Annotated in this window: 15 protein-coding genes; 8 read left to right on the top strand and 7 right to left on the bottom strand. The window is 74.2% G+C overall.

Going from position 1 to position 14,071, the window contains the following annotated elements:
* Positions 1–79 precede the first annotated feature (79 nt).
* The 3 genes from AB0J72_RS46495 (at position 80) to AB0J72_RS46485 (ending at position 2,574) form a co-directional block, all read left to right on the top strand.
* Positions 80–730 (top strand): hypothetical protein, encoded by a 651-nt coding sequence (locus AB0J72_RS46495; protein ID WP_363412034.1) that lies wholly within the window; start codon positions 80–82, stop codon positions 728–730.
* Between the two features lie 133 nt (positions 731–863).
* The gene (locus AB0J72_RS46490; RefSeq protein ID WP_363412032.1) at positions 864–1,886 is read left to right on the top strand and encodes a lamin tail domain-containing protein; all 1,023 of its coding nucleotides are present in this window, start codon (positions 864–866) and stop codon (positions 1,884–1,886) included.
* 82 nt (positions 1,887–1,968) lie between these two features.
* Positions 1,969–2,574 (top strand): dihydrofolate reductase family protein, encoded by a 606-nt coding sequence (locus AB0J72_RS46485; RefSeq protein WP_363412030.1) that lies wholly within the window; start codon positions 1,969–1,971, stop codon positions 2,572–2,574.
* Between the two features lie 143 nt (positions 2,575–2,717).
* Here AB0J72_RS46485 and AB0J72_RS46480 read toward each other — a convergent pair whose 3' ends face one another.
* From AB0J72_RS46480 to phnD, 6 genes are read right to left on the bottom strand one after another with little or no spacing between them, the layout of a single operon-like run.
* A complete protein-coding gene (locus AB0J72_RS46480) occupies positions 2,718–3,851 on the bottom strand; it encodes a zinc-binding dehydrogenase (RefSeq protein ID WP_363412028.1) in 1,134 nt (377 codons plus the stop codon).
* Between the two features lies 1 nt (position 3,852).
* Positions 3,853–4,533, bottom strand: coding sequence for an HAD-IA family hydrolase (locus tag AB0J72_RS46475; RefSeq protein WP_360568553.1), 681 nt, complete (start codon positions 4,531–4,533; stop codon positions 3,853–3,855).
* 15 nt (positions 4,534–4,548) lie between these two features.
* On the bottom strand, positions 4,549–5,667 hold the full coding sequence (locus tag AB0J72_RS46470; RefSeq protein ID WP_363412025.1) for a TIGR03364 family FAD-dependent oxidoreductase: 1,119 nt from the start codon (positions 5,665–5,667) through the stop codon (positions 4,549–4,551).
* Positions 5,664–7,391 carry a phosphonate ABC transporter, permease protein PhnE gene (gene phnE, locus AB0J72_RS46465; RefSeq protein WP_363412023.1) on the bottom strand — a complete coding sequence of 576 codons (1,728 nt, stop codon included), beginning with the start codon at positions 7,389–7,391 and terminating at the stop codon, positions 5,664–5,666. Before phnE ends, AB0J72_RS46470 begins: the two co-directional genes overlap by 4 nt.
* Positions 7,388–8,167 carry a phosphonate ABC transporter ATP-binding protein gene (phnC, locus tag AB0J72_RS46460; RefSeq protein ID WP_363412021.1) on the bottom strand — a complete coding sequence of 260 codons (780 nt, stop codon included), beginning with the start codon at positions 8,165–8,167 and terminating at the stop codon, positions 7,388–7,390. Before phnC ends, phnE begins: the two co-directional genes overlap by 4 nt.
* A 10-nt stretch (positions 8,168–8,177) precedes the next feature.
* Positions 8,178–9,110, bottom strand: a complete 933-nt coding sequence (phnD, locus tag AB0J72_RS46455) for a phosphate/phosphite/phosphonate ABC transporter substrate-binding protein (protein ID WP_363412019.1) — start codon at positions 9,108–9,110, stop codon at positions 8,178–8,180.
* A gap of 205 nt (positions 9,111–9,315) precedes the next feature.
* Between phnD and AB0J72_RS46450 the strand changes: the two genes are divergently transcribed.
* From AB0J72_RS46450 to AB0J72_RS46435, 4 genes are all read left to right on the top strand, one after another.
* A complete protein-coding gene (locus AB0J72_RS46450) occupies positions 9,316–10,035 on the top strand; it encodes a GntR family transcriptional regulator (protein WP_363412176.1) in 720 nt (239 codons plus the stop codon).
* Between the two features lie 362 nt (positions 10,036–10,397).
* The gene (locus AB0J72_RS46445) at positions 10,398–10,643 is read left to right on the top strand and encodes a hypothetical protein (protein WP_363412017.1); all 246 of its coding nucleotides are present in this window, start codon (positions 10,398–10,400) and stop codon (positions 10,641–10,643) included.
* A 35-nt stretch (positions 10,644–10,678) separates the two neighbouring features.
* Positions 10,679–10,918 (top strand): DUF6289 family protein, encoded by a 240-nt coding sequence (locus AB0J72_RS46440; protein WP_363412015.1) that lies wholly within the window; start codon positions 10,679–10,681, stop codon positions 10,916–10,918.
* Positions 10,919–10,986: 68 nt separating this feature from the next.
* Positions 10,987–11,412, top strand: a complete 426-nt coding sequence (locus tag AB0J72_RS46435) for a GNAT family N-acetyltransferase (protein WP_363412013.1) — start codon at positions 10,987–10,989, stop codon at positions 11,410–11,412.
* On the opposite strand, the gene AB0J72_RS46430 is transcribed toward AB0J72_RS46435, so the two are convergent.
* Positions 11,363–12,541 (bottom strand): nucleotide disphospho-sugar-binding domain-containing protein, encoded by a 1,179-nt coding sequence (locus AB0J72_RS46430; protein ID WP_363412011.1) that lies wholly within the window; start codon positions 12,539–12,541, stop codon positions 11,363–11,365. The two genes, AB0J72_RS46435 and AB0J72_RS46430, sit on opposite strands and share 50 nt — an antisense overlap.
* A gap of 169 nt (positions 12,542–12,710) precedes the next feature.
* Between AB0J72_RS46430 and AB0J72_RS46425 the strand changes: the two genes are divergently transcribed.
* A partial coding sequence (locus tag AB0J72_RS46425) for a condensation domain-containing protein (RefSeq protein ID WP_363412009.1) occupies positions 12,711–14,071 on the top strand: 1,361 nt, incomplete at its 3' end.

The raw sequence follows: 14,071 nt of genomic DNA, 5'->3' as shown, positions 1-14,071 counted from the left end.
CGTGCCGGTAACGCGGCAGGCCGGCGATACGCCCCTTGTCTGTACGGGTGTTGTCCGCCCGGCGGAGGGGTGAGACGGCGTGGGAATGTTCGGCCTGTGGCTCAGCGCGCCCGGACCGCGCCGGCGGCGCGAGCGGTCCGCGGCCGCCGGACGCGGCGAGACCTCCGGCGGCGGCGCCGACCCCGACCGCACCGGCCGTTCTCCGGACGGCACCGGTGGCGGGCGGGACGACGCCGCTCACCGCCGGGTGCGGGACCTGGCCGCGGCCGCCCGCGCGGCGACCGACCCCGAAGCGCGGGCGCGGGCCGGGACCGAGCTGCGGCACGCGCTGCGGGGGCTGTGCGACCTGGTGCTCGCCGACGGCATGGCCGGGCCCGACCTCGGGGCGTCGGTGCGCGGGCTCGCCGCGGCCATGCCGTTCCGCGTCGTCGTGACCGTGGACGTCGCGCCGGCGCCCGCGGTGGCCACGACGGCGTACGCGGTGATCTGCGAGGCCCTCGCCAACGTCGCCGGGCACGCGCAGGCCCGGCGGGCGGTCGTCACGGTCCGGCGGCACGGCCGGACGGTGCAGGTGGCGGTGGCGGACGACGGCGTCGGCGGCGCACAACCGGTCATCGGCGGCGGGATCGTCATGGTCGCCGCCCGGGTCGCGGCGCTCGGCGGCCTGCTGCACCTCGACAGCCCCGCCGGCAGCGGCACGCACCTGACGGTGGAGCTCCCGGCCGGCTGATCTCCTCCGTCACCCCTGGGGGACCCGCGGCGGCAGTCCGGCGAAGAAGCTGTCGGCGTGACGGGCGCTGTTCGCAACGTGTTCAACGGGCCGACGTCGCCGTCAGGAAGGCTGCGGACTTCGACACCCGTCCATGTCTGAAGCGTCCTTCGTGCGTGTTCGCCAGTCCCTCGCAGCTGTCATCGTCGCCGCGCTGACCGTCCCGCTGCTGCCCGCCCCCGCGGCGCACGCGGCGGCGACCGGCGTGCGGATCAACGAGGTCGAGTCCAGCGGCGGCAGCCCGGGCGACTGGGTCGAGCTGACCAACACCGGCACCACCGCGGTCAGCCTCGCCGGATGGGTCGTCAAGGACAACGACGACGCCCACCAGTACGTCATCGGCGGCGGCGTGAGCCTGGCCCCCGGCGCGTACCTCGCCGTCGACGTCGAGAGCGCGTTCGGCCTCGGCAGCGCCGACAGCGTCCGCCTGTACGAGTCCGGCGGCACCCTCGCCGACTCCTACACCTGGTCGAGCCACGCGAGCAGCACGTACGGCCGCTGCCCGAACGGCACGGGCAGCTTCGTCACCACGAGCGCCGCCACGAAGGGTACCGCGAACGCGTGCCCGCCGCCGCCCCCGGCGGCCTGGCCCGGCGGGTCGGCGGTCGCCAACGCCGACGCGAGCAACGCCTTCGGGGAGAACCTCAGCGGCCTGTCGTACGAGTCCGCGTCCGTCGTCTGGGCGGTCCGCAACGGCGCCGGCACGCTGTACCGGCTGACGCCGAACGGCACGACGTGGCAGAAGGCCGCCACGTACACGCTGCGCTACGCCAACGGCAGCGGCGACCCGGACGCCGAGGGTGTCGTCGTCACCCCCGACGGGATCATGGTGGTGACCGAGCGGGACAACTCCAAGAGCGAGTACGAGCCGTCGACCGGCCGCCTGTGGGCCGCCTGCGACGACACCTGCTCCGGCCGCTCCACCACCCTGACCATCAACGCGCAGGGCACCTTCACCCCGACCGCCACCTACAACCGCCCCTCGGGCATGTCGAACTACAACAACGAGGGCCTCGCCTTCAGCCCCGCCTGCTCGGCCGGCACGAAGCAGGTCCTGTGGGCCGACGACAGCAACGACAACGGCCACGCCCTGCGCAGCGGCACCCTGTCCTGCTGATCGTCCTGCTGATCGCCGCCGGTGCGGGCCGGCCGTCGTGCATGCTGGGTCCTCGGGTGGCGTCCGGGACGAAGGAGGATGCATGGGCAAGGTCGTCGCATCGGCGTCGATGTCGCTGGACGGGTACATCGCGAAGGACGACAACACGATCGGCCGTCTCTTCGACTGGTTTCAGAACGGGGACGTGGAGCTGCCCACCGTGGCCGGGCACTTCACGTTCCACGTGAGCCGGCCGAGCGCCGACTACTGGACGCAGTGGGTCTCACGGATCGGTGCGCTGGTCTGCGGGCGGACGCTCTTCGACTTCACCGACGGGTGGGGCGGGCAGCACACGATGGGCATGCCGGTCGTGGTGGTCACCCATCAGGTGCCCGCCGAATGGGTGGCGGCGCATCCTGGTGCCCCGTTCCACTTCGTCACCGACGGCGTCGCGGCGGCGGTCGCGAAGGCCCAGGAGATCGCCGGCGACCGGATCGTGGCGGTCACCGCCGGCACGATCGCCGGGCAGTGCCTGGAGCTCGGCCTGCTCGACGAGGTCGCGGTCGACCTGGTGCCCGTGGTGATGGGCAAGGGCCGGCCGTTCTTCGGCGACCTCGCCGCCGGGGACGCCCTGCTCGGCGACCCGACCGTCTGCATCCAGGGCGACCGGGTCACCCACCTGGTGTTCCCGGTCGACCGCGCCGCCTGACGCGGCACCCATCGGGCCGGCCGCGTCCCGGCGCGATCGCGACGCGACCGGTCCGGCAGCAGGCCGGCGGGCGTCCGGCGAGCGCCTGCCGTGGCGGGCGTGGCGACCCGTCCGGCGAAAGGCCGGTCCGGTGGCGCGGGTGGTCAGCGACGGGGGTCGACGGCCTGGCGCAGCGCCGGTGACCGGCCGGCCGCCGCGAAGGCGCGGTCGAGGTCGGCCAGGCCGAAGCGTTCGCCGACCAGCTCGGCGAACGGGAAGCGGCCGGCGTGCCCGGTGAGGAACGCGACGGCCCGGCGCAGGTGGCCGGGGCGGTAGTTGTGCACGCCCGTCACGGTCAGCAGGTTGCGCACGAAGCGCTCCGGCGCGATCGTGACCGGCGGGCCGGGGGAGACCGAGCCGGCGAGGACCGCGTGGCCGCCGACGTCCAGGGCGGCCAGGCAGCCCTCGACCGCGGTGGCCGAGCCGGACAGCTCCAGGGCGACGTCGAAGCCGGTCAGCGGCTCGCCGGGGGCGGCCACGCGGTCGGCCCCGAAGCGGGTGGCGAGCCGGCGCCGGGCCGGATCCGGGTCGCTGACCGTGACCTCGGCGCCCGCCGTGGCGCACATCGCGGCGGCCGTGACGCCCAGCAGGCCGGCGCCGGTGACGAGCACGCGGCGGCCGGGCAGCGGCGGTGCGGCGTCCAGCATCGCGGCCACCGTCGCGGTCGCGCAGGACGCCGGCGCGGCCACGACGTCGGGCAGGTCCTCCGGGACCGGCACGATCGTGGTCCCGGCCGGCAGGACCGCGTGGGTGGCGAAGCCGCCGCTGAGGGTCCAGCCGGCGGCGACGGGCTCGTGGCCGAACTTGCGCAGCCGCACGCACTTGTGCTCCAGGCCGCCCGTACAGCGGGGGCACGCGCCGCAGGAGACGGTCACCGACCAGACCACCCGGTCGCCCGGGCGGACCTGGGCGCCGGGGGCCGCGGCGACGACCCGGCCGACCTGCTCGTGGCCGAGGACGGTCGGCGTCGGGGTGGGGCGGTGGCCGGCGACGGTGTGCAGGTCGCTGCCGCAGATCGTGGCCAGCTCGACCTCGACCAGCACCTCGCCGGCGTCCAGCCGCGCCGGCAGCGCGGTGCTGACGACGCGGAAGGGCGATCCGGCGCCGTCCCAGCGGGCGAACCGCACCGCGTCCCCGCCCACGTCAGCGCCCGCGTCGCCGCCCACGTCAGCGCCCGCGTCGCCGCCCACGTCAGCGCCCGCGTCGCCGCCCACGTCAGCGCCCGCGTCGCCGCCCACGTCAGCGCCGGCCGTCGATGACGGCGTCGATGAGGGCGGGGAGCTCGACGACGCTGCCGAGCACGTGCTGCGCGCCGGCGGCCCGCAGCGCCGGCTCGGCGCGGCCGCCGGTGAGCACGCCGACGACCAGGCCGGCCCCGGCGGCGACGCCGGAGGCGGCGTCCGACTCGGTGTCACCGACCACGACGAGGGCGTCGACGGACCCGGCGCCGGTCCGCAGCAGCGCGGTCAGGTTGAGGTCCGGGGCCGGGCGGCCGCGGCCCGCGTCGGCGGGGGTGAGCACGGCGTCGGCCAGGTCCCGCCAGCCGAGGGTGCCGACGACGGCGTCCGCCGTGGCGCGGCCGAAGCCGGTGGTGAAGACCACGGCCAGGCCGCGCTCGCGCAGCTCGCGGACCGCCTTCTCGGCGCCGGGAATGGGGGCGCACCGGCCCTCTTCGACCAGCTCGCCGTAGGCCTGCTCGAAGGCCTGGTTGAGGCGCTGCGCCGTGGCCTCGTCGGCGAGGGCGCGGAAGACCTCGATCTTGGACTGCCCCATCGTCGCCCGCACGTGCTCGACGGCGGCCGCGCGGCCCGGGTCGCCGGGCAGCACCCGGTCGAAGGCCCGCTCGAAGCCCAGCTCGACCAGGCCGTCGTCCACGACGGTCGTCCCGGCGAGGTCCAGCACCACGGTCTCGAATCGCATGTTCTCGTTTCCCATCTATGAGGTGGTTCCGAACAGGTCGGCGACGGTCGCGTCGCCCAGGCCGAGGCCGGTGGTCATGCCGATGCCGGTGGTGACCGACACGACCCGCAGCCCGTCCGCGGGCGCCGCGACGAGGAACTCCTCCGGCGCCGACGCGTAGACGCCCTGCCACCGTTCGCGGACCGGCAGTCCGGGCAGGCCGAACAGGTCGCGGGTGACGCCGGCGAGCGCGGCGAAGGACGACTCCGCCTGGAACGGCGCGACCGCGGTGTCCCGGTAGTGGGTGTCGCCGACGATGAGGGTGCCGTCGGGGCGCTGTGTGTACATCTGGTTGAGGTCCAGCGCGTACAGGTCCGGGTGCTCGGCCGAGAGCCGTTCGCGCAGGGCCGCGGCGGCAGGGGTCGCGTTGGTGGCCGAGTAGCGCAGCAGCGACCATCCGGTGAGGACCGGGGCGCTCAGCGGCGACGGCAGGACCCCGGCGTCGACCAGGAGCATGTCCAGGCCGCAGCGTACGACGCCGGCGGCCTCCGCGACGTGCGGGAACAGCTGGTCGACGTCGTGCCCGACGGCGACGACGACCGCGCCGGCGCGGATCGGGCCGCGGGACGTGTGCAGCACGCCGCCGTCGACGCCGAGGGCCGAGGTGCGCCAGCGGAACTCGACGCCGGCCCCGGCCAGGTGCCGGGCGAGCGCCGGGGCGGCCTGCCGCGGGTCGACCTGCAGGTCCCGGGGCAGCCAGGCGCCGCCGACCGCGCCCGTCACCGGCGCCCGGTCGGTGACCTCGTCCGGGCGCAGCAGGGTCATGGCCGGTTCGTCCTCGCGCCACTGCTCGAGGACGGCCAGCTCGTCGGCGGCCCGGGCGACGATCACGGTGCCGGACTCGCGCGCCCAGAAGCCGGCCCGCCGCGCGTAGCGCAGCCAGAGCTCGCGGGCCCGCTCGGCGTATTCGCGCGCCTGCCCGCTCTGCGCGGTGATGCAGACGTGCCCGAAGTTGCGCACGCTGGCGCCGTGGATCGCGGTGGACCGTTCGACGACGACGACCCGCAGCCCGCGCGCGTGCGCCGCGGCGGCGTGGCCGAGCCCGACGATCCCGGCGCCGACGACGGCGAGGTCGAAGGCGGGGGCGGCGCTCACCGCAGCGCCCGGCGGATGACGGCGGAGACGGCCTCGACCACCAGCACGACGGCTACCAGGATGATGACGAACGCGGTGACCTGGTCGTAGCGGGACACCCGGGTGGCGTCGACGAGGTAGTAGCCGATGCCGCCGGCCGCGACGATGCCGAGCACGGTCGCCGAGCGGATGTTGGAGTCGAGCAGGTAGAGCGTGTGGCCGACGAACGCGGGCACGCTCAGCCGCGCGGTGGAGGAGAAGAACACCTGGGTGCGGCTCGCGCCGACGGAGCGGACGGCGACCTGCGGGCCCGGCGCCGCCTCTTCGAGGGAGTCCGCGATGAGCTTGCCGAGCAGGCCGACGCCGACGAAGCCGAGGGCGAGGGTGCCGGCCTGCGGGCCGAGCCCGGTGACGATGATCAGCACGATGGCCAGGATGAGCTCCGGGACCGAGCGGATCACCAGCAGCAGCAGCCGGGCGGCCGCCCGCGTCGGGCCGTTCGGGGCGGCGTTGCGGGCCGCGAGGGGGCCGACGAGCAGCGACAACACGACGCTCAGCAGCGTGGCCGCCGCCGCGATCTCCAGCGTCACCAGCAGCGCGTCGAAGACGTCCGCCCAGGTGCGCGGCTCGATCGAGGGTGGCCAGGTCCGGTCGATGAGGAACGGGATCTGTCCCCAGAAGCGGAACAGGTCCAGCCACTTCGCCTCGGACCCGACGACCGCCGCCACGATGACGGCCACCGTGGCGGCGACGGCCGCCGTGGACCTGACGCGGTCCGCGTTCCACGGGCGGCGCATCGCGGCCGCCACCGCCGCGTCCCGGTCATGGGTCGTAGGGATGGTGGCGGTGACGGGGAGGTCCGGCGCCGGCAGCCGGCGGGCGAGCCGGGAGCCGAGGCTGCGGCCGGTCGGCGCCGCGCCGAGCAGCTGGGCCCGGATCACGGTCGAGACGATCTCGAACAGCACGCACAGGCCGAAGATGACCAGGGCGAACGCCATCGCCTTGTGGTAGTTCAGCGACTCCAGGGACAGGCGCAGGTCGTAGCCGAGGCCGATGATGCCGGCGTAGCCGAGCAGGACCGACCCGCGCAGGTTGATGTCGCTGCGGTGCAGCGTCGTGGCGATCCAGGAGGGCAGCACCTGCGGGAAGATGCCGGACCAGAACTCCTGGGCCCGGGAGGCGCCGGTCGCGCGGATCGCCTGGCGCGGGCCCTCGTCGATCTGCTCGATGGCGTCGGCGAAGAGCTTCGAGATCATGCCGATCGAGTGCAGCGCGATCGCGAGGATGCCGGGCAGCGAGCCGAGCGTGAAGAGCAGCACGAACAGCATGGCCAGCACGACGTCCGGCACGGCGCGGGCCACGACGCCGATCGCCCGGCCGATCGGGACCAGCCACGGCAGCGGGCTGGTGTTGCGGGCCGAGATGTACGCGACCGGCACCGACAGCAGCGCGGAGATCGCGGTCCCGCACAGCACGACGCCGAGGGTGACGCCGATCGAGCGCAGCAGCTCCTGAACCGGCGGGAAGCGCAGCGGCAGCATCCGGTCGAGGAACGGCCCGACCTTGTCGGCGCTCTCGGTGAACGTCTCGGCCGTGAAGCCGATCTCGTTCAGCGACCAGACCGCGAACCCCAGCAGCGCGACGAGCAGGCCGGCCGCGACGATCGTGGACGGGGCCGGTGCGGGGCGCTTCACGGCCCAGTCCAGGTCCAGCACCGGCATCTCGGGCAGGTCGGCGGCGCTCACTGCACCTCCGCCAGCGACGCCGTCATCCGGCCGTAGATGCGCATCGCCGTCTCGCGGGTGAGACCGGCGGCGGGCGTGTCGAGCACGACGCTGCCGCTGCGCATGCCGACGATGCGCTGGCCCCAGGCGAGCGCGAGCTCCACCTGGTGCAGGCTGCAGATCACGGTCAGCTTGTCCTCGGCGGCGATGTCGCGCAGCAGGGCCATCACCTGGTCGCTGGACTCGGGGTCCAGCGACGCGACAGGCTCGTCGGCGAGCAGGATCTCGGGCCGCTGCATCAGCGCCCGGGCGATGGCGACGCGCTGCTGCTGGCCGCCGGAGAGCGTGTCGGCCCGCTGGTAGGCCTTGTCGAGCAGGCCGACCCGGTCGAGCTGGGTCAGCGCCCGCCGGCGCTGCTCCCGCGGGTAGGACGCGACGCCGATCCGCGGGCCGCGCAGCCCGGCGAGGGCGCCGGTGAGGACGTTCTCCAGCACCGTGAGCCGGCCGACCAGGTGGAACTGCTGGAAGACCATGCCGATGCGGCCGCGCAGCCGGCGCAGGTCGCGGCCGCGCAGGCGGGTGAGGTCCTCGCCGAGGACGCGCAGGTCGCCCGCGGTCGGCGTCTCGAGGCCGTTCATGTGGCGCAGGAGGGTCGTCTTGCCCGAGCCCGAGAGCCCGAGCAGGACGACGATCTCCCCGCGGGTGACCGTCAGCGACACGTCCCGCAGCGCGGTGACCTGCCCGTAGGTCTTGCTGAGCCCGTGCACCTCGACAGCGGGCGCGTCGCTGACAGTCATCGTCCCTACCTCAGTTGCCGCAGGCCGCGGCCTTGGTCTGCTTGCACAGATCGCGGATGATGTCGTACTTCGCGTCGTCGACCGGCGCGAGGGCGTAGAAGGTCTTCTTGAAGGCGTCGCTGTCCGCGCCGGCGACACCGGCGGCCTGGATCTGCTCGATCGTGACGTTCTGCAGGCCCGAGACCAGCTTGGTCTTGAGGTCGGCCGGCAGCCCGTCGGCGAGGGTCATCGGCGCGCCGATGACGAAGGTCTTGTTGATGACCTTCAGGCCCTTCTGGGCCTCGACGGCGACGTCCTCGGCGAAGCCGGCCTCGCACTCGGAGCCCTGGGAGACCTTGAGCGCCGACGCGTCGTGCTTGCCGGCGAAGACCGGCGTCACGTCCTTGGTCGGGTCGATGCCGGCCTTGAGCAGGTTGTAGCTGGGGTACAGGTAGCCGGAGGTCGAGGTCTGGCTGACGAAGCAGACCTTCTTGCCCTTGAAGTCCTCGATCTTGCTGATGGAGGAGCCCTCGGGGGCGATCGCCTCGGAGTAGTAGCCGGGCTCCTGGCCCTTCTTGGTGATGATGGAGGCGAACGGCGTGATCTTGGCGCCGTTGTTCTTCGCCGTCACGTACGTGAAGCCGGAGAAGCTCGCGATGTCGACCTTGCCGGAGACCGCGGCCTCGATGAGGGCGGCGTAGTCCGACGACTCCCGGTACTCGACCTTGAGCCCGGAGATCTTGGCGATGTAGTCCTCGAGCGGCTTGTAGTTCTGCTGCGTGGCGGCGGTGTCCGGCACGACGCCGAACACGAGCGTGCCGGAGTCCTTGGCGAACTTGCCGGCCGCGGCCGACGCGCCGGCGGCGGTGGAGCTGGTGTCGTCGGAGGAGGAGCACGCGGTGGTGCCGGCGAGCAGCACCGCCACGGCGGCGACGCCGAGGGCGACCCGGGTGGAGACCTTCATGTTCAACCCTTCTTGACCTGCGGGTTCAGTCGTTCGTTCGGATTCCTCATCAGCGGCGTCAACGTAGGGAGCACAGGTGAACGGGCCGCCAACGAGCCGTAGTTCGCAGCGAACGAGCCACAAAGGTTCGCACCTGTTATGGTTCCGTTATGAAGCGGGCGCCCCGTAAGGTTGCCCCGTGTCGGTCTCCCTGCATCACTCAGGCATCCCCGCGCACGGCCGGGTCCCGAAGTACTACGCCGTCAAGGCGCGGATCCTCGACGAGATCGCCGAGCTCGGCGTCGGGGCGCTGCTCCCGCCGGAGCGTGACCTCGCCGCCCGGTTCGGCGTCGCCCGGTCCACGGTCCGCCAGGCGATCTCGGAGCTGGTCATCGAGGGCCGGCTCGGCGCGCGGCAGGGGCGCGGGACGTTCGTCGCCGGGCCCAAGCTCATCCATCCGCTGTCCCTCGCCAGCTACACCGAGGCGCTGCGGGCCATGGGCCGGACGCCGTCCCGCATCGTCGTCACGATCGGCGAGGTCCCGGCCGACGACGAGCTGGCCGCCACGCTGGAGATCGCGCCGGCCGCGCCGGTCATCCATCTGGAGCGGGTGCTGCTCGCCGACGGCGAACCGCTCGGCCTGGAGAGCACCTGCCTGCCGGCCGAGCGCTACCCGACCCTGCTGGACGTGCTCGATCCCAGCGGCTCGCTGTACCGCTGCATGCAGGACGAGCTCGGCGTCGTCTGGGCCGAGGCGACCGAGCGGATCGAGACCGCCCTGGCCAGCCCGCGCGAGGCGCTGCTGCTGCAGACCAACCCGGCGCTGCCGATGCTGCTCATGCAGCGGGTCAGCCGCGACCCGACCGGCACGCCCATCGAGCGGGTCCGTTCGCTGTACCGCGGCGACCGGATCGGCTTCGAGACCCGGCTGACCGCGGACCGGTAGGCGGCCCGCTCCGCGGGGCGCGGAGCGGGGATGTCGTCAAATCACCGAGAAGACGCCCCTGAACTGGGAAGATGGGTTGGTCGCCCCCGAGCCCGGAAACCGGGACGGGAAGCACGTTTCAGGTGGAGCGGTGCACCGGAGGGGCGGGCGACCGGAGCCGTCGGCGTCGCCGGCACCGGGTCGCTCGACGCGCCGGGCCGGTGGCACGTGCAGAACTCACTGGCGCCGGGGACCGTCGACCTGCAGTCACTCGTGCCGTTGATGCACGCGCTGATGTTCCGCAACATCGCCAGCGACGGCTTCACCTTCAGCGATCCGCAGGCGCCTACGACCAGCTGGACCCGGGCGTCCAGAAGACCGCGGTGGCGCTCGTCAACGCCAACGTGGCGTTCCTGCTCACCGTGTACCAGGAGCCCACGACCAACCTGTGGGAGGAGCGCGTCGGGTACAGCTTCTTCGCCCGCGCCGCCCAGCTGCGGTGCTTCGAGGAGGTGCTGGCGACACCGGTCGCGGACATCGACAAGCCGGACGGGCTGCGCCCGGCTGACCGGCGCCGCGGGCGCCACCCCGCGCTGACGCATTGTGGTGCCGGCCGCGAGCGCCGATGATGGTCACGACATAGACCATTGTCGAAGGGATGGACATGATCCGTCGTACGATGCTCGCGCTGCTGGTCACCGGTGCCGTGGTCGCCGGCGCCGCCACCCCCGCCGGGGCGATCCCGCCACCCCCGCCCGGCGGTGACCTCCTCATCGTCTTCGCCTACTACGCCGACGCCGCGAAGACCCAGGTCATCGGGCAGTCGTGGACCGGCTGCGGCCAGCCGTCCGGCAGCTGGGGCGTCACCTCGGGCATCAGGCAGGTGTTCTTCACCCCCTGCTGACGACACGGTCGCGCCGGCGGCGCCGGCCCTGCTGCCGGTGCCGCCGGTGCCCGCATAGACTCCGCCGGGTGATCGTGCGGATGGCGGGACCGGCAGACGTGGCGGCGCTCGCGGAGCTGCGGGGAATCGGGCCGGACCAGTTCGACGAGTTCGCCGGGTGGGTGGCCGCGCACACGGAGACACACCTGCCGTTCGTCGCCGAGATCGACGGGGCCGTGGTCGGGTGCGCCTTCCTGTGCGTCGCGGAGCGCGTCCCCGGCAGCGGGGCGCCGGAGCGGCGGTTCGGGGACGTGCAGTCGGTGATGGTCCGCGAGGAGCACCGGAACCGGGGTGTCGGCGGCGCGCTGATGGCGGCGATCCTGGCCGAGGCCGAGGCGCGGGGGCTGCTGCACGTGACCGTCCACTCAGGACGGCGGGCGGTCGACTTCTACGCGCGCAACGGGTTCAGCCACCACCGGCAGCTGTTGCTGTGGGAAGCGGCAGCAGGGCCGTGAGGGCCTCGGCGGCCAGGCGGGGGCCCCTGGAATCGTCGGTGCCGCCGGCGGGCGGGCGCGGGCCGGTCGCGGCGGCGTGCAGGGAGGCGGCCACGACGGCCGGGTCCCAGTCCTGCTCGGGGTGCCAGCGGGCGAGGCCGTGGGCGGCGAGCCGGGCGGCGTTGTCGGGGCGGTCGGCACCGTGGGCCATGACGACCTGTGGGGTGCCGGCCCGCATGGCGCGGACGGCCGTGCCGATGCCGCCGTGGTGCAGGATCGCCGCCATCCGCGGCACGACCTCGGCGAACGGCAGGCGGGCGTGCCACTCCACAGTGGACGGCAGGCGCGCCGGGAGCAGGTCGCGGCGCGGCGCGACGGCCAGGACCGGGCGGTCGAGCGCCGCCGCCGCCTCGATGGCGACGGGGTAGAAGCGCGGGTGCAGCAGCTCGCCGGTGCCCCCGGTGACCAGCAGCGGGCGGGGGTCGGCGGCGACGGCGGCGCCCGTGGCGGAGCCGTCGCCGGTGACGAAGTCGGTCAGCCGGACCGTCGCGGGGGCGGGCACGCCGGCGCGGTCGAACCATGAGGGCCACAGGCCGAGGGTGAGCGGGGCCGAGGTCAGCCACGCCGGCCAGTCCGTGACCGGGGGCAGCCTGAAACTTCCACGGACCGCCTCGATGCCGGGGGCGAGGCCGCGCCGGACGTGGGCCCGGGCGATCGGGGCGACCATCAGCTGCACCGGGGCGACCGCGACCCAGGCGGCGGGCGCGCCGAGCAGCTCCGCGGCGACGAGGACCGACAGGGCCGAGGTGTGCCGGCCGACCAGGACCGTCCCGCCGGGGCGGTGCCGGTCGGCGAGGGCGGACACCTCGAAGCGGAGCTGGTCGAAGAGGCCGTGCCGCTCGTAGTAGTCGCGCAGGTCGGCCGGGCGGTGCGCGGACAGCAGGGCCGCGGAGTCCCGCTGCGTCAGCTCGTGCTGCGCGGCGGTGTCGATCGCCACGAACTCGAGGTCGCCGCGCTCACCGAGGGTGGCGAACGGGGCGTGGGTCAGCAGCGTGACGTCGTGTCCGCGGGCGCGGAGCTCGGCGCCGATCCGCACGAAGGGCAGGACGTCGCCGGCCGAGCCGTGGGTGACGAGCAGGAAGGCGGACATGGGTGCGCAGTATGGCACCGGGGTGCGATTTCCGGCGAGCGTCGGTCCTGTGACGGCAAAGTGACGAAAGACCTTGACGCTCGGCGATCCCTCTCAGTACCGTGCGGCAGGCGTGGGAGCGCTCCCGAAGTTGTTCGGGGGCGGACGGACATCGACGGGGGAGTCGTCCGTGATCGGATCAACGCTGGACCGGCAACGCCGCGCCGCCCTGGTCAAGCTGCTCGCCGCACGGGACGCGGCGGCCGGTGGGAATCCGGCGGGCGTTGGAATTCCAGTGCAGCCGCGTGACGGGCGCACCTTCCCGTGCACGCCCGCCCAGCGGAGGATCTGGCTGGCCGAGCAGAGCGGCAACCCGGTCCCCAACGCCACCTTCGGGCTGCGGCTGCGCGGCCCGCTGCGCATCGACGCCCTGCGCGCCGCCCTCGACGCGGTCGTGTCCCGTCACGAGGCCATGCGCACGGTGTACGAGGAGGTCGACGGCCAACCACGGCAGCGCGTCCTGCCGTCGGCCGGCGTGCCGCTCGACGTCACCGACGCCACCACCGACCCGCAGGCGCTGACCGGCGAGCGCTTCGACCTGGCCACCGGCCCGCTCGCCCGGCTGACCGTGCTGCGCGCCGCCGAGGACGACCACGTGCTGCTCTTCGCCGGCCACCACATCGCCTTCGACGAGCGCTCCATCGAGATCGTCATGCAGGACCTGGCCGCCCACTACGCGCGGGCGCACGCCGGCGAGGACGCGCGAGGGCAGACGGGCGCCGCCGCACCCGCCGTCCAGTACGCCGACTACGCAGTCTGGGCCGAGGGCCGGCCGCGCCGCACCCCGCGGGTCCAGCCGTTCACCGACCTGGACCTGCCGTTCCGCGCCGGCCCGCCCGGGGACCGGACCGTCAGCGTCCGCACCACCCTCGCCCCCGGCACGATCGACCGGCTCCGGACGGCCGGCGGCGGGCGGCAGACCCCGTTCGTCGTGCTGCTGTCGGTGCTCGCGAGCGTGCTGCGCCAGTACACGCGACACGACGACATCACGGTCGGCACCGTGTCATCAGGGCGGGAACGCACCGACCTCGCGCCGGTCGTCGGGTGCTTCCTCAACCCGGTCGCGCTGCGCACCGACCTCACCGGCGCGGACGACCTCGGCGAGGTGATGCGGCGCGTCGGGCGGACCGTGGCGGCGGCGTTCGCGCACGAGGTGCCGTTCGAGGACCTGGTCGCGGCGGTCAACCCGGTCCGCCGGCCCGGCGTCCACCCGCTGTTCCAGGTCGCCCTGCACCTGCACGCGCACCGCGCGACCCTCGGCGACTGGCCCGGCCTGACCGCCGAGGTGTGGCACCACGAGCCCGGCGGCCATGGCCTCGACCTCATCGTCGAGGCGGTCCCGCGGCCCGACGGCGGCGCCGACCTGACCTTCCGGCACCCGGTCGGTGCCCTGGAGCCGGGCGCCGCCGAGCTGCTCGCCGCCGCGTTCGCGGAGGTCGCCGCGATCCGGCGGGTGTACTCGAAGCTGAGGTACGTCGGGTCCGCGACGTC

The sequence above is a fragment of the Dactylosporangium sp. NPDC049742 genome (assembly GCF_040674675.1).
Classification (GTDB): Bacteria; Actinomycetota; Actinomycetes; order Mycobacteriales; family Micromonosporaceae; genus Dactylosporangium; species Dactylosporangium maewongense.
Note: the sequence above shows the minus strand (reverse complement) of the source record. Positions and strands in the feature narration are given on the sequence as shown.

Bases quoted from the DNA above. Each gene is read 5' to 3' on its own strand.
- AB0J72_RS46490 (WP_363412032.1), top strand. From the start codon at position 864: ATGTCTGAAGCGTCCTTCGTGCGTGTTCGCCAGTCCCTCGCAGCTGTC.
- AB0J72_RS46485 (WP_363412030.1), top strand. From the start codon at position 1,969: ATGGGCAAGGTCGTCGCATCGGCGTCGATGTCGCTGGACGGGTACATC.
- AB0J72_RS46475 (WP_360568553.1), bottom strand. From the start codon at position 4,533: ATGCGATTCGAGACCGTGGTGCTGGACCTCGCCGGGACGACCGTCGTG.
- phnC (WP_363412021.1), bottom strand. From the start codon at position 8,167: ATGACTGTCAGCGACGCGCCCGCTGTCGAGGTGCACGGGCTCAGCAAG.
- phnD (WP_363412019.1), bottom strand. From the start codon at position 9,110: ATGAAGGTCTCCACCCGGGTCGCCCTCGGCGTCGCCGCCGTGGCGGTG.
- AB0J72_RS46440 (WP_363412015.1), top strand. From the start codon at position 10,679: ATGATCCGTCGTACGATGCTCGCGCTGCTGGTCACCGGTGCCGTGGTC.
- AB0J72_RS46430 (WP_363412011.1), bottom strand. From the start codon at position 12,541: ATGTCCGCCTTCCTGCTCGTCACCCACGGCTCGGCCGGCGACGTCCTG.